This window comes from Thalassotalea agariperforans, from assembly GCF_053470345.1.
This window is the reverse complement of the sequence record NZ_JBQMWH010000024.1, coordinates 1-24173: the sequence shown is the minus strand read 5'-3', so window position 1 is coordinate 24173 and position 24173 is coordinate 1. Positions and strand designations below refer to the sequence as shown.

Annotated in this window: 20 protein-coding genes and 1 tRNA gene; 16 read left to right on the top strand and 5 right to left on the bottom strand. The window is 35.6% G+C overall.

Annotated features, from left to right (window positions below):
• The first annotated feature begins 776 nt into the window (after positions 1–776).
• Together ACSLUO_RS17235 and ACSLUO_RS17230 are read left to right on the top strand one after the other, a co-directional pair.
• Positions 777–1049 (top strand): hypothetical protein, encoded by a 273-nt coding sequence (locus ACSLUO_RS17235; protein ID WP_448250453.1) that lies wholly within the window; start codon positions 777–779, stop codon positions 1047–1049.
• A gap of 97 nt (positions 1050–1146) precedes the next feature.
• Positions 1147–1512 (top strand): hypothetical protein, encoded by a 366-nt coding sequence (locus ACSLUO_RS17230; protein ID WP_448250451.1) that lies wholly within the window; start codon positions 1147–1149, stop codon positions 1510–1512.
• A gap of 372 nt (positions 1513–1884) precedes the next feature.
• Here the strand turns inward: ACSLUO_RS17230 and ACSLUO_RS17225 are convergent, their stop codons facing one another.
• Both ACSLUO_RS17225 and ACSLUO_RS17220 read right to left on the bottom strand, forming a co-directional pair.
• Positions 1885–2145 (bottom strand): Txe/YoeB family addiction module toxin, encoded by a 261-nt coding sequence (locus tag ACSLUO_RS17225; RefSeq protein ID WP_448250450.1) that lies wholly within the window; start codon positions 2143–2145, stop codon positions 1885–1887.
• Complete coding sequence (locus ACSLUO_RS17220) at positions 2142–2513, bottom strand: type II toxin-antitoxin system Phd/YefM family antitoxin (RefSeq protein WP_448250448.1); 372 nt, start codon at positions 2511–2513, stop codon at positions 2142–2144. The genes ACSLUO_RS17225 and ACSLUO_RS17220 overlap by 4 nt, the downstream gene beginning before the upstream one ends.
• Before the next feature lie 833 nt (positions 2514–3346).
• Here ACSLUO_RS17220 and ACSLUO_RS17215 point away from each other — a divergent pair.
• Positions 3347–4081: a haloacid dehalogenase type II gene (locus tag ACSLUO_RS17215; protein WP_448250455.1), complete on the top strand. Its 735-nt coding sequence runs from the start codon at positions 3347–3349 to the stop codon at positions 4079–4081.
• A gap of 649 nt (positions 4082–4730) precedes the next feature.
• Positions 4731–4988 carry a hypothetical protein gene (locus tag ACSLUO_RS17210; protein WP_448250446.1) on the top strand — a complete coding sequence of 86 codons (258 nt, stop codon included), beginning with the start codon at positions 4731–4733 and terminating at the stop codon, positions 4986–4988.
• 227 nt (positions 4989–5215) lie between these two features.
• On the opposite strand, the gene ACSLUO_RS17205 is transcribed toward ACSLUO_RS17210, so the two are convergent.
• From ACSLUO_RS17205 to ACSLUO_RS17195, 3 genes are all read right to left on the bottom strand, one after another.
• Positions 5216–5292 (bottom strand) — tRNA-Pro (locus ACSLUO_RS17205).
• A gap of 103 nt (positions 5293–5395) precedes the next feature.
• Positions 5396–7081 (bottom strand): DUF3413 domain-containing protein, encoded by a 1686-nt coding sequence (locus ACSLUO_RS17200; RefSeq protein ID WP_448250444.1) that lies wholly within the window; start codon positions 7079–7081, stop codon positions 5396–5398.
• Between the two features lie 21 nt (positions 7082–7102).
• Complete coding sequence (locus ACSLUO_RS17195; RefSeq protein WP_448250442.1) at positions 7103–7312, bottom strand: YejL family protein; 210 nt, start codon at positions 7310–7312, stop codon at positions 7103–7105.
• Between the two features lie 77 nt (positions 7313–7389).
• On the opposite strand from ACSLUO_RS17195, the gene yejK reads away from it, so the two are divergent.
• The 12 genes from yejK to ACSLUO_RS17135 form a co-directional block, all read left to right on the top strand.
• Positions 7390–8460, top strand: coding sequence for a nucleoid-associated protein YejK (gene yejK / locus ACSLUO_RS17190; protein WP_448250440.1), 1071 nt, complete (start codon positions 7390–7392; stop codon positions 8458–8460).
• Positions 8461–8609: 149 nt separating this feature from the next.
• Complete coding sequence (pyrC, locus tag ACSLUO_RS17185) at positions 8610–9641, top strand: dihydroorotase (RefSeq protein ID WP_448250438.1); 1032 nt, start codon at positions 8610–8612, stop codon at positions 9639–9641.
• 39 nt (positions 9642–9680) lie between these two features.
• Positions 9681–10559, top strand: a complete 879-nt coding sequence (locus tag ACSLUO_RS17180) for a 6-carboxytetrahydropterin synthase (RefSeq protein ID WP_448250436.1) — start codon at positions 9681–9683, stop codon at positions 10557–10559.
• On the top strand, positions 10552–11382 hold the full coding sequence (locus tag ACSLUO_RS17175; protein WP_448250433.1) for a M23 family metallopeptidase: 831 nt from the start codon (positions 10552–10554) through the stop codon (positions 11380–11382). The genes ACSLUO_RS17180 and ACSLUO_RS17175 overlap by 8 nt, the downstream gene beginning before the upstream one ends.
• Positions 11383–11412: 30 nt before the next feature.
• On the top strand, positions 11413–13173 hold the full coding sequence (locus tag ACSLUO_RS17170; protein WP_448250431.1) for an autotransporter assembly complex protein TamA: 1761 nt from the start codon (positions 11413–11415) through the stop codon (positions 13171–13173).
• A gap of 5 nt (positions 13174–13178) precedes the next feature.
• Positions 13179–17153 (top strand): translocation/assembly module TamB domain-containing protein, encoded by a 3975-nt coding sequence (locus ACSLUO_RS17165; protein WP_448250429.1) that lies wholly within the window; start codon positions 13179–13181, stop codon positions 17151–17153.
• Positions 17154–17306: 153 nt separating this feature from the next.
• The gene (locus ACSLUO_RS17160) at positions 17307–19529 is read left to right on the top strand and encodes a sensor domain-containing phosphodiesterase (RefSeq protein WP_448250427.1); all 2223 of its coding nucleotides are present in this window, start codon (positions 17307–17309) and stop codon (positions 19527–19529) included.
• A 225-nt stretch (positions 19530–19754) separates the two neighbouring features.
• Entirely contained in the window at positions 19755–20624 is an 870-nt protein-coding gene (locus ACSLUO_RS17155) for an MYG1 family protein (RefSeq protein ID WP_448250424.1), read from the top strand.
• 148 nt (positions 20625–20772) lie between these two features.
• Positions 20773–21387 carry a MarC family protein gene (locus ACSLUO_RS17150; RefSeq protein ID WP_448250422.1) on the top strand — a complete coding sequence of 205 codons (615 nt, stop codon included), beginning with the start codon at positions 20773–20775 and terminating at the stop codon, positions 21385–21387.
• A gap of 26 nt (positions 21388–21413) precedes the next feature.
• Positions 21414–21938 (top strand): cold shock domain-containing protein, encoded by a 525-nt coding sequence (locus ACSLUO_RS17145; protein WP_448250420.1) that lies wholly within the window; start codon positions 21414–21416, stop codon positions 21936–21938.
• A 405-nt stretch (positions 21939–22343) separates the two neighbouring features.
• Positions 22344–23585, top strand: a complete 1242-nt coding sequence (locus tag ACSLUO_RS17140) for a tyrosine-type recombinase/integrase (protein ID WP_448250418.1) — start codon at positions 22344–22346, stop codon at positions 23583–23585.
• A gap of 304 nt (positions 23586–23889) precedes the next feature.
• Positions 23890–24173: thiamine pyrophosphate-binding protein (locus ACSLUO_RS17135; RefSeq protein ID WP_527241993.1), on the top strand; the 284-nt coding region annotated here is incomplete at its 3' end.

The following is a 24173-nucleotide window of genomic DNA, read 5'->3' as shown; positions in this document are numbered from 1 at the left end:
AACGCTTGGCAGTTACATCAACAAATACTACAATGCGATGAGGTTGCATTCAGGGATAAGCTATTGTTCACCAATAGAATATGAAGCCCTGGCAGCATAAATTTAAATGTGTCCGTTTTATCGGGGGCAGATCACAAATAACAGTTGGCTTTGCTCCTGCGTCGCTAATTATAGCCAACAATTATTTGCCTCTGTTTGGGGCGTTATAACTTTAGGTGTTTTAAATGATTAGGTTCTTCAAGGTATTTATATTTATACTTCTTTTCTCGTCACTTGAAAGTTACGGGGAAAAATTAGATGTATCACAATTAAAAAGTTTTAATGAACTCTTGCTTCAAGAGACTAAAGCCGATCCGAAGAATATATTTAAGTATCTTTCAGGGGAGCTAAAAGTAGAAACAAGTATTGGTTCAAGTGCCCAAGGACTCACTCTTTTCTATAATAAGCCCGAATATATTAACCTGATAACTAAGCATTTGGAAAAATAAAAAAACCTAATAAGAACCAAGATATAGATAGTTTTGATTTTAAAATACTTTCCTCTACAAGAGGACAGTTTACAGTCAGAAGCTACTCTAAATTGGCAAAAAGCATGGTGTGGTCTACTTTCACAGTTGAGTTGCTAAACGATAAGATACAAATAATTAAAATTGTCGACGCAATGTAAAGTTATAACAAGTTGCTCAATCGGACACGTACAGTTTGCTGCGCTTCGCGCATTATAGCAAACGCGTCCTTAGCCGCTTAGCAAAGCGTTATGTACACAGGGAGTATATATGCCACTTAAAGTTCTAATAAAAATATACGTAATATCTTTAATTTTACTCGTAAGCGGTTGTTCTTCTACATCGTCACATGTAGCGTGTGATTTTGTGGGCGCGGTAGCTAAAAATGCAGGTGAGAGACACCGCGATAAAGATAAAGTAGATATATATGGAAACCCAGTTAAAAAACATCAAAATTCAGATATTGTTACAGGTATATTAAGTATTTTTGTAGGCGCAACTAGCAGAGCAATTGATGATGAAGAAAAAGAAGCGTGTACATAAGAAGTCGTTAAAGTAGGACAAATAATAGTTGGTTTTTGCTCCTGCGTCGCTATTTTAGCCAACAATTATTTGCCTCTGAATGAGGCGTTATGTTTTTATGAATATGTCTAGATATGAGTCACGAAAGAGGTTTGCTGGAATTTTCTGGTGGTCTTTCTGTGTTTTTTGGATTCTATTTATACCATTAGAACCATTAATTGGTGGTGAGGCAATATGCTTTATCACTGGTACGCTTTATCTATCAATAGAGAAGCAAGTTGATAAATTTATGGAGTTAGGTACATATAGTAATGATGTTAAATGGTCATATTTTTTCCTTCGAGGTTTATTAACACCTTTGGGACTTTTTTTAATTTTGACATTAAGTGGTGAAGAAAAGATGTTCACTTTATTTACATCTTATCTAATGGGGTTCTTAATATCCCACACATTGTATTCTCTCTGGAAAGCTTCAAAAACATAACAAGTTGCTTAACAGGACAAAAAACAGTTGGTTTTTATCATGAAGTATCGCAAACAAATATTTCAGGCTTACAATGTAATACTTTACTTGGCATTTTTAGTGTCTGCGGCCTTGCTATCTGAATCTATAGGTTTAAGTGTGAATTCAGGTTTCACTTTTAATAAACAAGTTGTGCCTTGGTTGTTAATTTCTCTGGTAGTTACAGTCGCTCTGTATCTTTATAAAAGTCATGCTAAGGCTTACATAAAACGTAATTTCGACGTTTAGGTGTAATTAAAACCTAACAAGTCATTTCAGCAGAACAATGAACAGTTGGTTTTGCTCATGCCTCGCTTATTTTAACCGACTATTTTATTGCCTCTTAACAAGGCGTTATGTGCCGTAATGATATCGGAGTTGTGCAATTAGAATAGAACCATCTTGTTGCTTATAAACGATTCGGTGTTCATCATTTATACGGCGAGACCAATATCCTGACAAACCATGTTTTAGCGGCTCAGGTTTTCCAATTCCTTCGTTTGGGGTTCTTTGGATATCTTTAATGAGCAAATTAATACGCTTTAGTATTTTTTTGTCTGTTGTTTGCCAATAAAGGTATTCTTCCCAAGCATTGGTTGAGAACGTTAGTTTCATTCAATTAGCTCTTGAGCAGTTCCATTGCCTGCTTCAAGTTCAGCAATGGATTCTAAAAGTTGTCTAGCATTTGCTGGAGATCTAAGTAAATATGTAGTTTCTTGCATTGCGTTATAGTCTTCTAAAGACATCATAACAACAGGTGCCTCACTTTTACGGGTAATGATAATTGGTGCGTGGTCATTACAAACATGCGCCATTGTGTTTGCTAAATTTGCTCTAGCAGCGGTATAGCTTATTGCGTCCATGGTAACTCCAAAGTGTTGTTGTACATTTATTTGTACAGGATAGCTTAATGGCACATAACAAGCAATTAAACAGCGACAAAAAACAGTTGGTTTTGCTCCTGCGTCGCTAATTATAGCCAATAATTATTTGCCTCTGTTTGAGGCGTTATATTTCACTCAGAGTACGGAGACTCACTTGGACTATCTAGTATACGGCGACGAAAGTGGAACGACATGAAGTGACAGCTGTTATTCTATTGGTTTGCTTTGTGTCCCCAACCCCAAGGTTGATGAATTCAATAAATACGTCTTGATTTAAAGAAAAAACGTGGAATTGTTGGTGAACTGAAATGGTCAAAAATTAAGAATAGTGCAGGGCAAGCAAATATCTGTGTAGATCTTCTCTCGATGGTTCTGAGAAGTTTGTGTTGTTTTCACTCTATCGTTGTTGAAAAATCCATCTACAACAACTGGAAATTAAATAGAGAAAAGGCATTTTATCAAACTTACATTTACCTGTTAAAAACACAGTAAAACAATTGCTGCTTCGCTCAATCAATACGATATCGCTTATTACTTATTACTTAATACAATCTGGTTCAGACCCTACAATTAGTAATAATTGGGGTAAAACTATTTGGGATAGAGTTAAAGATAGCAATTTATCTAAAGAATCAGATTTGTATAAATGGCAACAAAAAAACTATTACACTAATAAAGTCAGGTGGCTAAGTACAGCTAACAAGTGACTATGGAATCAATAACTAATTTTTAGCTACTGGCATTTCTTTATATCACACCGTCTCTGAGCTTAGAATTCAAGATCACAATCATCTTTCTAAAATAAACTTATTGAAACGTTTTCTTTCAAAAAGTACTTTTCCTTATCGTATATTCGACTAGTCGATGACGTTATACTGCTTCTAATGTTGTATCTACCCTCTAACCATTTGCTAAAAGGTTGTTTTATGAAAATGCGTGCTATTTTATGTGTTATTTTGTTGTCTGTTACATCTTTTGTTTATGCAGATAAGCCGTTTGAAAAACCTAAGGTGATCTTTTTTGATGTTAATGAAACCCTATTAGATTTGTCTGCTATGCGTACATCGGTGAGTAAAGCATTAGGTGGTCGTGATGACTTATTACCTTTATGGTTTTCTACTATGTTACACCATTCGTTAGTTGATTCGACCACAGGACGTTTTCATACCTTTGGTGAAATTGGGGTTGCTTCTTTAATGATGGTGGCAGAAATACAAGATATTGAATTAACAAAAGAAGCTGCTAAAAAAGCTATTGTTACGCCGTTACAAAGTTTACCGCCTCATCCTGATGTTGTTGAAGGGTTAAAAGCACTAAAAGCAAAAGGTTATACTCTGGTTAGTTTGACTAACTCGTCTAATAAAGGGGTGTATACTCAATTTAAAAATGCCAATTTATTAAGCTTTTTTGATGAACGTTTAAGTGTTGAAGATATTAGCCTATATAAACCTGATACACGTACTTATGAATGGGCTGCTAAAAAAATGGATGTTAAGCCTAAAGAAGCGATGTTAGTGGCTGCCCATGGTTGGGATATTGCAGGAGCTAAGCAAGCAGGGTGGCAAGCTGCCTTTATTGAACGCCCAGGTAAAGTTTTATATCCGTTAGCATTAGCACCAGATTATAGTGTGGAAGACTTAATGGCATTAGTTAAAGAACTTCCATAGCATATCTGAATGCTGCCGTTTGAATATTTTTTCTTGAATACCGAGATAGAATAAATTTAAGTGAGTGTCCTTTAATATCATGACTAAGCTCACCGGATATTACCATATAACAATGCAATTATGGTTGGATGCGTCACTTCATTCCCAATTTTAGCCAAGCTTTGTACGCCCCATATTGCGGTGTTATATTTCATGAGGTAGTCATGGATAATCGAGCAATACTAAAATCATTATTGATATCTGCAATTGTCACAACTATAGTACTAGCTTTTGTCAGCGGCTACTCGTAGACTTTAACCCCATACTGTGTAACAACTCATCTCTATACATTTAGCGGGTTTGTTTTTTGGTTAGTATTACTTGGTATGTTTGTAGTTCCATCGACCTTTGTTGTTGGGTATCCGCTATCACGTTTGTTGTTTAAATTTTGTACTTTTAATATCTATGTAGTGGCCTTGTCCGGCAGAATTGACGCAATCGGAGTAGTTGCTGTCTTATTCTCTAAGTATCCACCTGTACCAATGCAAATGCTAAATTATGGCTTGGGTGGTTTTGTGGCATTAGTTACTGTGTTCGTTAGCTATAAAAAGATAACAAGGTAGTTCAGTGTTTTATCATTCTTTCATGAGGCGTTAAGAATTAGGTAATTATGAATAAAAATTCCATTTCGTTATATATCGGTGTTGTAACTAGCATAATCGTAATTTTATTGATTAATAAATTTACTATAGTCGACGATTGTTTAGATCAGGGGGGAAGCTTTGATTATAAAATAGGGCAATGTGTTTTAGCTAATGGTGAGGTTCATATTTCTAATTTTACTAACTATTTAGTTGCTATGTATTTTATTTTAGCTATTGTCATAGCTTTTGGTGTTTCGAGGCTAATTAAAAAGTTTTTAGCGTGAACATGGAAAATATCGTTAGCAGCGCAGAATTATAAGTGAAATGTGTAGATAATTTATGTTATAGAATTTCCTTTTTTTGGATTGCTGCATATTTTTGTTCATATTTTTTCACACTAGAATGCAATAAAAATGCGACAGAAGCAAAAAAATTGAAAGTACAGAATATTTAGATTTGTTAAGCTTTGATAAAAAAGTTTAGAGAAACAAAGCGTTAGATAGGGAGGAAATGGTCGGGATAACAGGATTCGAACCTGTGACCTCACGCCCCCCAGGCGCACGCGCTACCAAGCTGCGCTATATCCCGACATCATTTGGCAGTATATTAATCTATTCAATAGCAATTGCAATTAATTTACTTTAATAAAGGGTTAACTGCTTTTTTATTATACACTTAAGTGGTTAATTCGTTATTTTCCTTCATCACCAACATATTGTTTAATGTGATGAACTCCATTGATCATTAAAGGGTAATCGGGTTTTATCATAATTGGTGCATTTAATTGGCGTGAATAGCCTTGGAAGTTACCGGTTTGATCAACAAATACAGATTTATCTTTTTCAAAAATCATTAATCCGTCTTCTGTTGAGTTCGCCAATACACGAGCTTGCGTTAAATTTAAAATATCGGCACCTGTCGTGAATTTTTCAGTTGCTAAGTTACAACCTAACCAGTTACGCATCAATGTAGCGGCTATGTCCATTTGACTGGTTAGCACACGGATCTTTTCTTTATTACTTTGTGGCCAAACAAACAATGAAGCTTTATCAATTAATTGCGTTACCTTTTCGCTATTACCAATAGAGCTGAGCCAAATAATGTCTTTTTCAGCTTTTTTCTGTTGTGATAAAAGTAGGGCATCAACAAATAAGGCTAATTGATCATCGTTTTCATTATCAAAATAATAAATATGTAAACCAGCTTCTTGATGAGTTAAATGCTGACTAAAAATAAGCTCGGCAGCATTGGTTAGTGGTTTTACGCTGTCAAATTGTTGAATAAACCAAGTTGGTGGTGTGTCTTGAATAGCACTATCACCGGTTAATTTATCACTCACAATTGTTAAGTTTTTTGCTAACGCTAAGTTATCTAGTTGTTGAAAAAGTACAGGTGATTTTTGTTGTTGTAAAATGCCATCTTGATAAATAGTTGGTAAGCCGTAAAAAAAGTTAAACCAAGCATCTTGGCTAGTGGCATTATCGATATGTCGACCTAGTCGAATAACACTAGAGCTAACACGTTGAGAATAAAGTTCAATTTGTTGTGGCGTTAATGCATTTTTATTGAGAATAAGATAAACCGACTGCTTAATAGGTTGCTGAGCTGGGCAAGTATTAACAGTTGGATAATTAGGTACATTTTTTCTAAAGCTTAATGGTTCTGTTCTATTTTCAATATATAACGACTCATCAAATAAACCATATTTAGTTAATAAGGTTTTAGCTGTTGATGGATATGATAATGGAAACAAGGTGTCTTGTTTTAGGACGTCGTAGGCTAAATTAGCATCAGCCCAAATGTGGCTCACATGGCTAAAAATAAACGCGGCAACTAAGGCCAAACTGGTATATTTAGCAAAAATGGTTTGCTGTAATTGATGAATATGTTTCCAGGCATAATTACTGACTACTAATTCAAAAATTAAAATTAAGGTGGCAACAATAAGGGTAGTTGTCCAAAAGCCTTGGCTGTCTTTATCAATAGTATTGTTAATTAATTCAAGTATTTGCTCACTTGATGAGGCGTTTAAGTGATACCCTAGCGCTTGGTAAGTAAAGGCATCTAATACTAATAACACTAAGCTTATGGTAAAAACAATGGAAGCAAAGCCCCGAATAAACCGAGTCGAAGGAAACAATAAGGTGATCGGGAATACAATTAGCACAAAACCAACAAAGGTTAAAAACGCCATATGGCTAAACCAAGTTGTAATTAAATATACTTGGCCAAATAACGTTTCAGGGCCAGATTCTGCAAATAAATACATACTTGACAGTAAAATAGCCGCACAAATATTAAAATAAGTGAACCAATGCCCCCAGCTGATCAACCGGAGTAATTTTTTACTGTAAGATTTTGAAACCAGAGACACCATTAATTTTCTACTTATTATCAGTTATTTAATTGAATTTTTTAATGCTTTTACAAAGTTTTCAACAATTGCTTGTTGTTGTTTTTCAGGCACTTGTGAAATAACAGAGGTTAAGGTGTTACCTAAACACATAAGGGCTAAATCAGGCGTTGCTTCTTCATTAATTAACACATTCATTAATTGATCAATAATTTTTTCTACACGTTCATTGGAATACTTCGATACAATAGGCATAATTTCTTTTTACTTCAGTTTGATAATGCTTGTTAGTTTATCAAACGCAACATAAATTTAACACTGACCAATTCATTATGAGTTTAATAATTTCTAATATTGCTTTGCATTTTATTTCAAAACAAGAAGAAAATGCTGAGATTATCTTTCGCCAAGGTCCTGAAAAAATTGAAGTTACCAATAAAATAGAAAATTTTGTTGATGCCCTTCATGCAATATATAACAGTAAAGCGAGTAAAGCATACGGCTTTTTTGACGCCGAACCGAATAACTATGAGGCACCTAAGTTTGTCGAAATAATGGAAGATTATTTAAACCAAGACAAAAGCTTTTTTGACTTTGGTATTGACGCTGCCGGTTTATTAACTACAGAGTTAGCCAAGTACGACCTAGCTGAAACGGGTTATTTAGTGATTTGTCATTATGAATATATGGGCGGACGATACATTATTGCCGCGGTTATTCCGGTAACCGAGCATTATTCAGTAGATGGCGATTTGAATATTTCAGCAGCTAAACATTTAGACACCGCTAAATTACAACTTGCCGCTCGTATTGATTTGTTTGATTATCAAAATCATGCTGAAGGTAATCGCTATATTTCATTTATTAAAGGCCGTGCTGGTCGCAAAGTGTCTGACTTTTTCTTGGATTTTTTATCTTGTAAAGAAGGGGTTAATACGAAGGAGCAAAGTTTAACTTTGGTTCAAGCGGTAGAAGATTTTGTTAATGTTAATCAACTTGATTCACAAGAAAAACAACAAGTACGTAAAGACTTATTAAGCTATTGCAAAGAACAAAAAGAATCGGCGCAAGAGGTATCTATTAAAGAGCTGGGTGAGGTGATCAATACCGACAGTTCAAATGATACCGGTGATTTTTATAAATTTTGCCAAGAGCAATCTTATCCGTTAGAAGATAGCTTCCCACATGATCAAGCGGTTATTAATAAAGTAACTAAATATTCAGGTTATGGTAATGGCATAAGTTTAAGTTTTGAACGTAGTCACTTCGGCCAAGATGTTGTGTATAATCAAGCGAATGACAGCTTAACCATATATAAAGTGCCGCCCAACTTAAAATCGCAATTATTAGCTTTAATTGAAGAAAACAATAAACAACAAATCGCTGAAAATAACGACATTTAGTAACGCGTTACTTTATAGTCTCTTAGTTTGTATTAATTATCAGTATGTTAAGTTTTATTGGCATAAACGTAATTGATAAACGTTCAGAATAATTTTTATATCACTTTCTTAACGAAAGTTGAAAAAACAGCTTTAAATAGGTAAAAAAAATGACAACTCTTAGTATTATTCGTCCCGATGATTGGCATGTACATTTACGCGATGGTGCCGCTTTAAAAAATACCGTTGCAGATACCAGTAAATATTTTGGTCGCGCCATTGTTATGCCAAACCTAGTGCCACCTGTTACCAATGTGCAATCAGCAACGGAATATTATCAGCGCATCATGGCTGAAAATCCTACTCGTGGTTTTAAACCGTTAATGGTACTTTATTTAACAGATACCACGACAGCACAAGATATTATTGATGCTAAAGCCTCGGGTTTAGTTTTTGCTGCTAAATTATATCCTGCTGGAGCGACAACCAATTCATCATCGGGTGTTACTAATGTTGAAAATATTTATTCGGTACTGGAAGAGTTAGAGCGCCAAGATATGCCGTTGTTAATTCATGGTGAAGTAACGGATCATGCAATTGATATTTTTGACCGTGAGCAAGTGTTTATCGACACCGTCTTAAAGCCATTAACCGAAAAGTTTACCACCCTTAAAATTATTCTTGAGCACATTACCACTAAAAATGCGGTCGATTTTGTTAAATCAGCGGGTAGTAACATAGCCGCAACGATCACTGCTCATCATTTATTGTATAACCGTAACCACATGTTAGTAGGCGGTATTCGTCCTCATTATTTCTGTTTACCTATTTTAAAACGTAACATTCATCAAGAAGCGCTTATTGAAGCGGCAACCAGCGGAGATGCTAAATTTTTCTTAGGAACAGATTCTGCGCCACATGCCATTGAAGCAAAAGAATCCTCATGTGGTTGTGCTGGCTCTTATACCGCGCATGCGGCCATTGAGTTATATGCTGAAGTATTTGAACAAGCCGGAGCTTTAGATAAATTAGAAGCTTTTGCCAGTATCAATGGACCAACATTTTATGGTTTACCTATTAATAGTGATAAAATTACTTTAACTAAAACTCCGTGGTTGGTACCAGCACAATTAGCATTTGGCGACAACAAAGTTGTGCCTATTCGCGCTGGTGAAGAAATAAACTGGCAAGTGTCTGTTTAATTTTAACCCTATCTTATTTCACTAAAATTAGGATATTTAATGCAACTTTTTGTTAATGACCTTACCGTAATTGATTTCTCTTACCTTTGTGCTGAACGTGGTATTGTTGGTGAAAGCTGGATAGTTGATGTACTGCTTGATGGCACCCTGAATGAGCAAAGCATGGTGTTAGATTTTGGTATTGTGAAAAAGCAAATCAAAGCTATTATTGATGATGCCGTTGATCACAAGCTGTTATTACCTATGCTTAATAACAACTTAACGGTTGCTAATAGTCAGCGTGAACAACATGAGTATGTTGATTTTATTAGTAAAACCGCGAGTTACTTTTTGCAGTCACCCCAATGTGCTTTTGCTAAAATTGCAGCTGACAGCATTGAAATTGAAGCGGTTACTGCACATTTACAAAGCATTATTAAAGCGCAATTACCACAAAACGTTGAGGGTTTAACCTTAACACTTCGCCCTGAAAAAATTGAAGGTTTTTACTATCATTACACCCATGGTTTAAAAAAGCATGACGGTAATTGCCAACGTATTGCTCATGGTCACCGTTCTAAAATTCAATTATTTAAAAACGGTATGCGTTCAATTAAGTTAGAAAAAAACTGGTGTCAGCGTTGGGAAGATATTTATATTGCCACCAATACCGATCGTGTTAGCAAAGCTGAAATAGAATTATCGGATCATGCTAAAACTAAGCTGACAGATCAGCACCAATTTTTTGCCTATTTTGCCCCACAAGGCCGTTTTGATATTGCGGTAGAAGATAAAATTTTGGAAGAGGTTGATTGCGACTCAACGGTTGAGTTATTAGCCGATTATATTGCTCGCCAACTTAAAGCCCAATCACCTGAAGATGATTTTAAAGTGATCGCGTATGAAGGTGTTGCTAAAGGAGCTATTGCAAGTGTTTAAATTTAATTTGGCTAGTGCTGCCAATGTTGTGTTATTAACCCTGTGTTTATCAACACAAGCGGCAGATAAGTTAGCTATTAATTTATCAGGCGAAGTGAAACAGGGCGGTTTAATGGTAGGTAAAACCGCAGCTAATAACACGGTAATGCTCAATGATCAGCCATTAAAAGTTTCCGCAACTGGTGATTATGCTTTTGGTTTTTCACGTGATGACAACAATACCTATCAATTAGTTATTACTGATAGCCAAGGTAATAAAGTTGAAAAAACCTTAAAACCGGCACCACAAAAATATAATATTCAACGAGTTAATGGCATTAAAAAAGCCATTATGAACCCGAATGTTAAAGCGCAAACCCGCTCGAAAAAAGACAGCGCGCAAATTAAAGCGATACGTGAAATATCAAGTGATCTTAATGCCTTCGCTCAAGGTTTTATCCCGCCAATTGATGGTGTTATCACCGGTGTTTATGGTAGCCAACGGTTTTATAACGGCGTGCCTAAAAGTCCGCATTATGGTTTAGATTATGCTGGTAAAATTGGTGATCCGGTAAAAGCACCAGCGAACGGTGTTATTTTATTATGGGTACCTGATATGTTTTATTCCGGCGGCACTATGGTGATAGATCATGGCCACGGTATTAGCTCAACTTTTTTACACTTAAGTAAATCATATGTACAAGTTGGTGATGAAGTTAAACAAGGACAGGTAGTTGCAGCAGTTGGTAATAGTGGCCGTACAACAGGCCCACATTTAGATTGGCGAATTAACTGGCATCAAATGCGTTTAGATCCAGCGTTAGCTTTAAAAATTAATCAGTAACGTTTAGGTAGCTCACTATTGGCGTTTATCTTGCGACTCAAAAGCATCATACTCATATTGGCGATTTGTCAGCTATTTTTATGGCAATTCGCCTTTGCAAGTGACGCTAATAATCAGTTTATTGGCACAAAACTCACCATATCAGGCGTTGATAATAAATTTAAAAATAATATCTATAATCACTTGCGGGTTCATGACGATTATATTCCGTTATCTGCTATGGGTTTTCCTCGTACCGATAATTATATTATTAATACCGCTGAAAAAGCGTTACAAGCATTCGGATATTATCAAGCAGAATTTAATTTAGCGGGTGATCATCAACACAAAACGTTAACCATTGATTTAGGCCAGCCGGTAGTATGGCGTGATATCGCCATTAAATTAAACTGTCCAAGTGCTACACCCAATATTACTGCGTTACTTGCTAAGCCGCCATTTAGCCGGCAACAAATTATTCATCATGGTGAATATAACGAGTTTAAATCCCAATTATTGAGATCCGCACAATCATCCGGCTTTTTAAATGCAAAATTTAACCATAGCCAACTCAATGTTGATCTTAAAGGTTTGCATGCTGATATAAATTGGCAATTTGACTGTGGTGATCGTTATGTTATCAAACAAATATTTTTTGATAATACGGCATTTGATCGCAATTTTATTTTTACCTACCTTAAAGTTGCCGTTGGTGATTATTACAATCAAGATACTGTTTTTGCTAGCCAGCAAGCGTTAAACCGCTCTGGATTTTTTAAATCAGTTACCGTTGAACAAACTATTGACCATCAAAACCAAACCGTTGATTTAACCATCTCAGCCATTGAAACCGACAAATACGAATTAAAAACCTTATTAGGTTATGGCACCGACAGTGGCGGTAAACTAGGTATTAGTTGGCATAATCGTCGAGTTAATAAAAGGGCACATAGCTATATTGCCGGTATTGAACTGAGCAATGTTAAATTAAAAAAGGCTGATGTGAATGCCACTTTTCAATATAAAATCCCGTTAAATAATGCCAAAAGCCAGTGGATAAATCGCGCTAGCTACCAAATAAAAAATGAAGAGTTAGGGCAAAGTAAAACCTTAACAATGGAGTCTTCTTTATTAAATCAATTAAACGCTTTTTGGTCGAGCCAATGGTCGGTTACTTTAGCAAAAGAGTTGTTAACAACCGATGCAGATATCAACCAAAACCTTGAGTATTTGGTACCAGCATGGCAATTAAATTATTACAGTGTCGCAGATCCCTTTACCGCAAATGAAGGTTGGCGTTGGCAAAGCCTTATTCGTTTTAGTACCGATGAACTTAGTGATCCCAATATGCAATTTGTTCAAACCGATCAACGCATTAAAAGCATTTGGGCATTCAATGACCGATGGCGTTTATTATTGCGTGGGCGTATTGGTGCAACTTGGATGGACACAGAACAATTTAACCAATCTATGCCATCTAATTATCGCTTTTTTGCTGGTGGTGATATTTCGGTGCGTGGTTATTCTTATCAAAGTTTATCACCTGCGATTGACGATGATCTATTAGGGGGGAAACACCTTCTTGCCTCAAGTATTGAAGCTGATTATTTGTTTAAAGACAATTATCGTTGGGCGGTTTTTGCCGATCAAGGTAATGCTTTTAATAACTGGCATGACTTTAAATTATACCAATCGGTTGGCACCGGCTTTCGCTGGGTGACGCCTATTGGCGCGATCCGAATTGATGCGGCTAAAGCGCTTGATGGTAATAAAGAGTGGCGTTTTCATTTAACGATTGGTCCTGATCTATGAATTGGATGAAAACACGAAAAGCCATTAAATGGTCATCTATTACCAGTACTGTGCTGCTCATTGTTTGTACGGTATTATTAACCTGGCTTTATGCGACAAATTCCGGTTTAAAATGGCTAGTATCACAAGTAAATCAAGCTGACATTGCCGGAGTCTCAATAGGTAAAGTTGAAGGGGCGTTAATGTCAGGTGTTAATTTAGCCGAGCTAACCTGGCAAGAAGCAGAGCAAAGTGTTCAGGCAAAAAACATCCATATTTCTTGTCAGTGGTTAGATCTTATTGATCGACAACTCACTTGTCAGCTTATTGAATTAGCGAGTGTGCAATACACCACACAAGCAACAAGTACGAATAACAACACAAATACTGAAACCATATTTGAAAACTTGCCACCGTTGCCGGAGCTTGATCTTGCATTTACCATTAATATCAAAAAGGTCTCAGTCAATCAGGTGGTTATTCGTGAAAAAAAGGCGCAACCCACGCAACAATTAAATCCACAGCAAGATAGCTCTTATCAGGCTCTGGCAGAAGTTGACCAAGTTATCCTGACAAAATTGGCGTTAAAAAATAACAAAGTCAGTGTGGCAGAGCTTAAACTTAATTATTTAAATCATCACATTAAGGCGGCAGGTTTTGTACAAGCGACTAAGAAATGGCCGCATCAACTTGATCTCAAAATAACGGGGCCACAGCTTAGCTTAACGGCTGCTTCAAAAGGTACGATCAAAGCGCAAGCTAAATTCACCACCACAGTCAGCGCGCCATACAACATTAATCTATCGAACAACTGGCATTGGCAGCAGGGTTTATATCTTTCCAATGGTTTGATCACAGCACCCAAACAAGATGTGATGCTCGAGCAAACCTTATATCAGCTTGATAAAACCAATATCGCTTATCAATTAACGTGGCCAAGCTTGTTCGTTAATGCTGAACTTACCGCAAATTCTGCTTTATTCAATCAACTGCAACTACAGATGAAAACAGAGGTTGAAAAAATCTACCTCTGGCGAGCAGCATCAACGCTTGAATTATTATTAACAACCCAACTTGATATCGCTGAGGTTAATCAGTGTGCACAAGCTAAAACAGCTGGACAAGTTCCACCGACAAAGCAAGCTAAGCCACATAAACTACCTGAACAAACTAACATTTACTGGCCAGCCGCAGCACAAGTCAACATTGACTTAGTTAATGATAAGATAAATGTGAGCAGCAATAACCTCAAGCTTGGTGACTTATCAGCTAAAGTTAATGCCAATGTTCAACTAGCGGAACAATTAACTGATTTTGCCGCTATGCTTGCACACGATGTTAAGTTACAAGCGTCAATACAAGGTCAGTTATCACAAGGTATTACCAGCCTTGACGATATCAATATTGAAGGTTTAACAAGTGAGTTAACCATCACTAAAAATCATCATACCGATGAGCAATGGCAAATTAAAAGTCAAGGTCAGGTAAAACAGCTGAAGTTATTAAATATCGCACAGCTAAATACTCATAAGCTGGCTTGGCATATCGACTTTTCTAAAATTTGGCAAAGCAATGTTAAAGCCGATAATGTTACTTTTACACAATCCGCTCAAACCTTTAATTTAAGTTCTCCCTCATTCACTATTTCAGGTTCGCCGCAAAAACATGAAATTTCATTAATGGCAAAAACTAGTCAATTACTTAACTTAACTGAAGAAAAAGAAAACAAAGCGCATTTACAGGTTACAGGCGAACTTGCTAATTTTGATAAGCTTATCAATGGGCTTACTTCGCATAATAGCTCGGTTACTAAACAAGCCAACGATAAAAATACCTTTGCGCAAACGTTAGATAAAGTCAGCTGGCAGTTAACTAAGCTCAAGGCACAATTACCACTTAAAGGGCAAGTTTATAAAATAACCGCCAATAATTTACACCTTAATACCCTAGAGCAACAAGCTGATGCCCTTTGTATTGGTACAGAATTCACTCATCAACAAATACAACAAAATGGTAATTTTTGTGCCAGTGGACACCATAAACAAGGTAATTGGCAAACCGAGTTGTTATTTAACCAGTGGGCAATATCACCTGTTTTAGCACAAGCAAAGTCGTGGCTAAACCAATCGAGTTTACCTGATGATATACAGGCGGTTTTTAATGGCAAAATTGATTTAGCGGGTAGCGGACAGCAAATTACAAAGAGTGACGGCGACTTAACCAGTGCTGACTTTATGGTTAAATTTAAAGAAACCGAAATTCATGCCAAAGATTTAGTCTTAGCAAGTCATTTAGTTAATAACGCTCAACATTCATCTAACGAACTAACACAGACTACACTTGCTTGGCAGTCAATTGACGGTGAATTAGTATTGCCGGATTGGCGCTCTGTTCTTAACATTCCTAAAGGCAAGCTTAATATTGCCATGAACAATACATTTAACACTGATGATTTTGTTATGGAATTAGGCCTAGAGCAGCCTAATATACGTTGGATTTTACCACATTCAAATATTGAACAAGTACAAACTAACGAGAATAAAAATGCAGATATTACCGAGCCAGTTACCTTAACCATTGAACAGTTAAATTTAACCAGTCGTTTAGAAAAAAACCGAATTAGCAACCGCTTAACGATGCAATTGCCTAAAGATGATATCATTAATGCTGAATTTACCAGTGATTGGCCGATGCTAGCGACCGCTAAAATTAACGGCGCTATTTCTTTATCGTTACAAGAATTTGACTGGTTAAAACAATGGCAAAGCCAAATTGATAAAATTGATTTAAGGTTACAGCAAAATTTTGTTGTGAGTGGTTTATTAAACCAACCCTTAATTGATGGTGAAGGGGAGTTAGCGATCAAACATTTTGTTATGGAAGAAATTGGTATTGATATTCGCGACAGTAAAATCAACCTAACCAGCGCGCAAGATAACATTAACTTAGTAGGCGAACTCAATAATCTACAAGGCCAGCTTGCTGTAGCCGGTAATGTGAAAATATCAAACCCAATACAAGCCAATTTAGCCATTGACGGACACCAAGTTACCTTAATTAACAGTAAAGATAACAATGTGATCGCTTCGCCTAAGTTAACAGCTAATTATCAAAATAATCATTTAAATGTTAACGGAAAAGTTATTATTGATCAGGCAAACATTAAAATTACTTCGTTACCTAAACAAGCAGTCAGTGTATCTGAAGATCAACAAATAATTGGTGAAAGCCAAGTTGAGAGCTCAGCGTTAAGTTATAACATTGATTTAACAGTAGAAGCTGGTGAAAAAGTTAAAATTAGTGGTTTTGGTGTGCAAAGTGACATCCAAGGTAAACTCAATTCGTCATTACAATCTGGCGAGCCAGTGAAAGTAAATGGCCGTTTAGATCTCAAAAACGGGAAGTTTGAAGCTTATAAACAAGTACTAACCATTGAACAAGGACAACTTTTGTTTTTAGGCTCAGCTGAAAACCCAGGTATTCAATTTAAAGCGGTACGCACAATTGATGAGGTAAAAGTAGGTATTATTGCTGATGGAACGGTAAATGCTCCTCGTTTAATGTTATTTTCTGAGCCAACAATGGCTGATGAAAACATTTTATCTTTGCTGATCACCGGTCGAAACATTGACTCATTATCTAAAAATGAAGGTAATGCGTTATCAAGTGCTGCCATTGGTTTAGGGGTTGAAGGCGCAAATAAACTCGCCCAAAAAATTGGTGCAACCTTAGGCATTAATAATTTAGAAGTAACCAGTAAGAGCATCAATGATGGTACACGTATTGATTTAGCGGCAAAAGTTAATGATCGTTTAAATGTTGGCTATGGCACAATTATCGATTCAGAAAACCAAGTACAAGCAGGGTGGATAATAGAATATAAACTTTCACCTAACATTTCATTTGAAGCGATCAGCGGTGATGAAATTAGTGCCAATATTAACTATAAAAAACAGTTTTCTGCGACAAAAGAAAATAAAGAAGACCGATCACAAAAATAGCATAAGTGAAATATAACAAGCAGGCTTATTTGAACATTAAATTTAGCCGCTTGAATTCTTGTTTATTAATGAAAAACAAGCATATTTAGAGGAATATGGAAAAAATTAATTATCTTGCTATTATCAATAAAGTAGAATTTTTATGAGACTATCATGGACTTAGTAAATAAATTTTTAGTGTTACAACAATCTCTAATTGGATTAAGTATCCAAAATGGCAGTTTAGAGCAAGATGTTAATTTTAAAATAAAAAATATACTTAAATCTTGTTGTCGTCAGCTAAATGTAGCTAGAGTGAGTGTCTGGTTATTTAGTGATAATAAACAAAGTATCATATGCCAAAACTTATATAACCATGCTAATGATAGTTTTGAAACCGGCTTTGAACTTGAAGAAAAGTTATACCCCAATTATTTCAAGGCGTTAAAAAAAAATCGGGTTATCAACGCCGACGATGCTAGAACTGATCAAAGAACTAATGAGTTTCTGGAAAGCTACCTAAAACCGCTAAATATTATGTCGATGCTCGATGTCCCAATATTTAGTGAAGGCGGTTTAATCGGCCTTATTTGTATTGAACAAACAACCCAACATAATTGGGATATGGCAGAGATTTCTTATTCTGTATCAGTAGCCGATAACATTTCACTTATTTATGCACAAGCAAATTGGTTTTTAGAAAAACAAAAATTAAGTTATTTAGAAAAAATAGATCCTTTAACAAATATAGAAAACCGCTTATTTTTTCAAAAAAGAATTAAGCAAGCGGTTACTCGTAAGTTACATAAAAATAACTGTGCCGTTATTCTTGTTGGGCTTGATGGTTTTACAAATATCAATGACAGGTTTGGTTATAATTTTGCCAATAAAGTGCTTTGCGAAATTGCTTTTAGATTAGACAACATTACCGCTGAAATTGATTTTAAACTCGCTCGGGTTGCCGGTGATGTCTTTGCCTTGTGGTTATCAAAAGTAATTGATGAAAAGAGTGTTCAGCGCTTAACCGTTCAAATACAGCAGCAGTTTATCGAAGAGCTTAAAACTCCCACGAATGAAATGATTTTAATTTCTGCTTGTTTGGGAGTTTATATTAGTAATATAAACACACTTGCTATTGAAGATCCTATTCGTAAAGCCGAGCTTGCTTTAAAAAAAGCCAAAGAAGAAGCTTACGGTAGTGTTTGTTATTATGATGCTGACTGGTCAAGAAGTTATCAAGACGAAATCGCTTTAGAAAAAGAATTTATTGAAGCGTTAAACAACGCACAAATAACCCCGTATTATCAGCCAATTGTAAAATCTAATTATCAAACAGTAGGTATTTCATTAGAGTCTCTGGTGCGATGGGTACATCCAACAAAAGGAGTGATCAGCCCATTTGTTATTTTGCCGGTAGCCCAGCGTTTAGGTTTAATGAAAGAACTTGGTGATGTTGTGTTAGAGCGAGCATTTCAAGATCTTCGGATGTTTTTAGATAAAGGCGTTAAAATAAATAAAATTTCAGTCAATATATCATCTGAGCAATTATTTTCTCCTAATTTAATTAATCAAGTGAAAAGCTATATAGAGCAGTATCAAATTTCTCCGTCATTAATTGAATTCGAGATCGTAGAAGAGTTAATGGCCGGAGACTCTAAAGCCTTATCAAAACAAATAGAGAGTTTAATTAACTTAGGTATTGATTTATCGATTGATGATTTTGGTACCGGCTACTCTTCATTGTCTCGGTTAAAAAACTTACAAGTATCAAAACTAAAAATAGACAAAAGTTTTGTGGATGGTTTACCTGACAATGAAAATGACATTTGTATTGCTAAATCGATTATTGGGCTCGCTAAAGGTATGAATTTAGAACTTGTCGCCGAAGGCGTTGAAACTAAAGCGCAAGCTAGTTGGTTATTTCAACACGGCTGTGATTACTTGCAAGGTTATTTGATCTCTAAACCCATACCAAGTAATGAAATTAGCGAATTTATTGCTAAACAAAGTCAACTCCCCTTAATTAAAGCGGCTAACTATCAGTTAAGTTTGCAAGATAATATAATAAATGTCAGTGTTTCAGGTTCTTGGGACTCAATTATTACATTAGAGTTTTTTACAGAAATTGAAAAATTAATTCTTTCAAACAATCTAATCGCTTGTTCGCTGATAATTGATACAACTTACCTTGATATAGGAACCATTGGTTTTCAAAACAGTGTTAAATCGAACGTTTATCGCTTAAAACGGGCTGGCATTTATGCTGTTATTTACATCATAAATAATAATGAATTACTAAAAGAACAGTTAGATATGTTAACCGATGAAGAGTTAGGTTTTAAAGTGCGATTTGTTAAATCACACCAAACAGCACACGAATGGTTATCTGAAAATTAACACTCTTTATTAAACCCGCAGCTTTACTTTCAACTTAAACAGCATGCTTGGTTATACCAAGCGAGGACTCTTTGTGTTGAAATATTGTTCTAAAGTTAAACAGCCATCCTATATTTGGCAATAATACTCGAGATATTGCACCAGTATTATTGCTTGATTAAAGGTATAATCTCATTGAACGTGTTTTTACTTTCTCCATTTCTTATTTAACATGGCAAAATTACAATGACTGATCTAACAATAGCAACGCACAATGGTAACTTTCACGCAGATGATGTTTTTAGCGTCGCCGCTTTAAAGATTATTTTTCCGAGTTTTAAGTTAATTAGAACCCGTGACTTAGACCAGATTGCTAAAGCTGATATTGTGATCGATGTAGGTGGAGAATATGATGCAGACGCAGGGCGCTTTGATCACCATCAACGAGGTGGAGCCGGAGCTCGTGACAATGGTATTCCGTATTCTTCATTTGGCTTAATTTGGCAAAAATATGGCATTGAAATATGCCAAGGCCATGAAGAAGTGGCTAAATCAGTTGACGCTCAATTAGTTTCAACAATTGATGCCATTGACTGTGGCTATGTTGAAGGTGTTGCTGAAGGGGTAAGCTTAAGCCAAACCATTTCAATGTTTAATCCTACATGGCAAGAAAATAGTGATTTTGATCGCTGTTTTGATGAAGCTGTTGAATTTGCATTACGTGTGTTAACACGTTTTATTACAACAGTTAAGGGCGGTATTAGCGCTAAAGAAATAGTGGCGCAAGCAATAACCAATGCCAAAGATCCTCGTGTGATCGTGTTAGAAAAATACGTTCCGTGGAAAACAACCGTTCATGCCTTATCTGAAACCGCATTATATATGGTTTACCCATCACCAACGGGGCAATGGCGTATACAAACCGTACCAGTTGAACCAGGTTCATTTGAAGACAGAAAACCTTTACCTAAACCCTGGGCAGGTTTGTCAGATCAAGAATTACAAACAGTTACCGGTATTAACGATGCCATGTTTTGTCATAATGGCTTATTTATCGCTGGTGCAGAATCTTTTGAAAGCACAATAAAAATGGCAGAAATAGCATTACAAGATTAATTAATCCTTGATAATATTGTTATTTAAATCGTTCAAAAAACAGATTGTAAAATATAATACCTCGCCATTTATATTTCAAAAAAATGGCCTTTGACCACTTAGAATTAATGAACAAACAAAGAGTTTTTCATTAAGGAGCTTAATAGTAATGATAGATTTTATCGCTGTGTTTATCACCTTTTTTGCCGTTATCGATCCCATAGGCACGGTACCTGTTTTTATTGCAGTAACTGATCAATTCGATCAAAAAACCAAACGCCGTGTGGCATTGCTTGCAACGTTTGTTTCAGCTTGTATATTGTTATTTTTCTTAGTGGTTGGCGAACTTGTACTTACCGCGCTTTCTATACCATTACCAGCGTTTCAAATATCTGGCGGCATTGTACTATTCCTTTTTGCTTTAAATATGATCTTTGGTGATAGTAAACCTGATGAAGAAATTCAGCTATTAAAAGCCTCGCATAAAGAAACCGCTATTTTTCCACTAGCCGTTCCATCAATTGCTAGCCCTGGTGCCATGTTAGCTGCGGTGTTATTAACAAAAAATTCGGTTTATACCCTATGGGAACAAATGCAAACTGCTTTAGTTATGCTTTCAGTATTGTTGTTAACTTACATACTTATGTTGTTAGCAGGGGGGATTAATCGTTTAGTCGGCACTAGTGGTGCTAGTGTTATCAGTAGAGTAATGGGATTAATTTTAACTTCAGTTGCTACTACAAATATTTTAACGGGCTTAAGTGAATATTATAAAGTGATTTAATATTAAAACTTTATATAAGGTTAAAAATGTATCGAGGTCAATTAATACAATGGAATGATGATAAAGGCTTTGGTTTTATCAACTGTGAAGAATTAAAAAGTGATACTTTTATACACATTTCTGCACTTAAACATATGAATAGAAAGCCTAAACAAGGTGATTTTATTCATTTCGACATAGAACAACATAATGGAAAGAGTCGAGCGGTTAAAGCTAGAATTGAAGGTGTAAAAACGAGTACGCCATTTAAATCAAACAAGCGTAATCAGCTTAAATTGAACAAAATTTTCATTTATATTGTATTGGTCGTTATTCTAGCTGCGTTTATTTTTCAACGAGCCAACTTAACAGATAAAGACATAAATAAAACACAGCTAATACCAGTAAAGGTTAAATCAATACCAGCACAAAAATTTACTTGTGATGGACGCCAACATTGCAGTCAAATGAACTCAAGGGCTGAAGCAGAATATTTTAATCAATATTGTCCTGATACTAAAATGGATGGTGATTTTGATGGCATTCCTTGTGAAAATGATTCAAGGTTTTAATTTTATTTTCATGCTTTGCGTGCAAACTAGATTGCTGACATGAATAAAAATTATATGTAAGCAAAGCATAAGTTTAAGTTTAAGTTTAATAAATAGTTAACACTTTTAAATACCAAGCTAACTAATTTACTCATTGATATTTTTAATACTTCTTAAGATATCAAATTTAGCATATTGCTGTTTACGGCTTTAAATGATTAAAAAGCCTAATATAGTAGGATATATAAAATAACAGGGATAACCACCCTATAGATAACAACCTTTGTTATGTCCGATACTCTTCAGTATTGGACTTAGTATATATAATCAATTAAACTAGCTTTTATCTATATTGACTCGCTAAAATTAAAAAAATTATGCGTTTTTATATTTGCTGTTATTTATCTGTTTTAAGGTATTAAGTTAATGTCGCTTACTAAACCGGTTCCTTTGTATCCGCCATATATTGATTTGTGTGAATTTGATCTTGAAGATTATCCTGAGTTAGCCAAAATTTTTTCTGATAACGAACCTTGGTGGCTTGAACAATTTAATTGGGGAAAATTATTTCTTATTTATATCGGCCGTAATAAATCTACTCATACATATGACAGATTTAGAAATGACGTTGAACGTTTTCTTTTGTGGTCATTTATCGTTAAACAAAAACCCATAGATCAATTACGTAAATCTGATTTACTCGAATATGCCGATTTTTGTTGGCAGCCACCAGTAACTTGGATTGGTACATCAAACCAAGAACGTTTTATAATTACTAATGGTTATTCGGCTGCCAATATTCATTGGTTTCCATTTAAGATCCAAGCGCCTAAAAGTTTAAAAGCCAATTTTGTTGTTGATAAGAAAAAATATCGACCATCTCAGCAAACGCTTTCATCAATGTTTACAGCATTAATTGTCTTTTACAATCACTTAATGGCTGAAGATATTTGTATGGGAAATCCTGCACAAATTGCTAAAAAAGACTGTCGTCATTTTATTATTGACTCACAAGTTAAAGAAATTAAACGATTAACTACAAGCCAATGGCAATATGTTCTTGATACAGCCGTTGAAATGGCGGATGAAGATCCGGTGTTTGAACGTAATTTATTTGTAATAGCGTCATTAAAAACTCTATTTTTAAGAATTTCAGAGCTATCTGAGCGCCCAACTTGGTCACCAACTATGGGACATTTTTGGCAAGATGATGACGAAAACTGGTGGCTTAAAGTATTTGGTAAAAGCCGTAAACTGCGTGATATCACAGTGCCCCTTGATTTTTTACCCTTTTTAGAACGATATCGAGCATCTCGGGGTTTAATTGGCTTACCGGCAAGTAATGAAAATTCTGTATTGGTTGAAAAAGTTCGTGGCCAAGGTGGTATGACTGCTCGTCATTTACGCCGTATTGTGCAAACCGTTTTTGACCAAGCTTATGAAAATATGCGAGTTTCTGTCGGTGCTGATAAAGCATTAAAACTCAAAGAAGCTTCGGCTCACTGGCTCAGACATACTGGCGCTAGTATGGAAATTGAACGTGGTCGCCCTCTTAAAGACATTTCCGAAGATCTTGGCCATGCCAGTATGGCAACAACGGATACAGTTTATGTTCAAACAGAAAATAAAAAACGTGCTGAAAGTGGTAAAAAACGAAAAGTTGATTAACCACCCTGTTCTAATTTTCTGATAATATTCGCTTTTAGCATGCGGCTTTATTGTATAAGCTGTGTTGCTATAAGCGATTTTTTATTATTTTTCAGTAACATACATTATTCGGTTTTAATGTGTTGGTATTACTAACTCTCTAAACTACACGCTCAAATTTTAAGTTTGCTTTAATTACTTTAAACCTTAAATTAGCCAAGGTATAATTGGCCTTACCATCTTACATTTATTTTAATCTAAGTTATCATTCAGATTAAATAGTTTAATAAACGTTTTAAATTCAATTACATATTCAGGAGAAGTTATGGCGTCACGTCAAGATCGCGCTAACGCAATTCGTGCTTTAAGCATGGATGCAGTGCAAAAAGCTAAATCAGGTCACCCGGGTGCCCCTATGGGCATGGCAGATATTGCTGAAGTTTTATGGGGTGATTTTTTACAACATAACCCAACCAATCCTGACTTTGCTAACCGCGACCGCTTTGTATTATCAAACGGCCATGGTTCGATGCTAATTTACTCTCTATTACATTTATCAGGTTATGATTTACCGATTGATGAGTTAAAACAGTTCCGTCAATTACACTC

Excerpts from the sequence above, each read along its gene's own strand:
- ACSLUO_RS17215 (WP_448250455.1), top strand. The coding sequence starts at position 3,347 with ATGCGTGCTATTTTATGTGTTATTTTGTTGTCTGTTACATCTTTTGTT.
- ACSLUO_RS17180 (WP_448250436.1), top strand. The coding sequence starts at position 9,681 with ATGCAACTTTTTGTTAATGACCTTACCGTAATTGATTTCTCTTACCTT.
- ACSLUO_RS17165 (WP_448250429.1), top strand. The coding sequence starts at position 13,179 with ATGAAAACACGAAAAGCCATTAAATGGTCATCTATTACCAGTACTGTG.
- pyrC (WP_448250438.1), top strand. The coding sequence starts at position 8,610 with ATGACAACTCTTAGTATTATTCGTCCCGATGATTGGCATGTACATTTA.
- ACSLUO_RS17230 (WP_448250451.1), top strand. The coding sequence starts at position 1,147 with ATGAATATGTCTAGATATGAGTCACGAAAGAGGTTTGCTGGAATTTTC.
- ACSLUO_RS17225 (WP_448250450.1), bottom strand. The coding sequence starts at position 2,145 with ATGAAACTAACGTTCTCAACCAATGCTTGGGAAGAATACCTTTATTGG.
- ACSLUO_RS17140 (WP_448250418.1), top strand. The coding sequence starts at position 22,344 with ATGTCGCTTACTAAACCGGTTCCTTTGTATCCGCCATATATTGATTTG.
- yejK (WP_448250440.1), top strand. The coding sequence starts at position 7,390 with ATGAGTTTAATAATTTCTAATATTGCTTTGCATTTTATTTCAAAACAA.
- ACSLUO_RS17210 (WP_448250446.1), top strand. The coding sequence starts at position 4,731 with ATGAATAAAAATTCCATTTCGTTATATATCGGTGTTGTAACTAGCATA.
- ACSLUO_RS17195 (WP_448250442.1), bottom strand. The coding sequence starts at position 7,312 with ATGCCTATTGTATCGAAGTATTCCAATGAACGTGTAGAAAAAATTATT.
- ACSLUO_RS17155 (WP_448250424.1), top strand. The coding sequence starts at position 19,755 with ATGACTGATCTAACAATAGCAACGCACAATGGTAACTTTCACGCAGAT.
- ACSLUO_RS17235 (WP_448250453.1), top strand. The coding sequence starts at position 777 with ATGCCACTTAAAGTTCTAATAAAAATATACGTAATATCTTTAATTTTA.
- ACSLUO_RS17160 (WP_448250427.1), top strand. The coding sequence starts at position 17,307 with ATGGACTTAGTAAATAAATTTTTAGTGTTACAACAATCTCTAATTGGA.
- ACSLUO_RS17200 (WP_448250444.1), bottom strand. The coding sequence starts at position 7,081 with ATGGTGTCTCTGGTTTCAAAATCTTACAGTAAAAAATTACTCCGGTTG.
- ACSLUO_RS17150 (WP_448250422.1), top strand. The coding sequence starts at position 20,773 with ATGATAGATTTTATCGCTGTGTTTATCACCTTTTTTGCCGTTATCGAT.
- ACSLUO_RS17145 (WP_448250420.1), top strand. The coding sequence starts at position 21,414 with ATGTATCGAGGTCAATTAATACAATGGAATGATGATAAAGGCTTTGGT.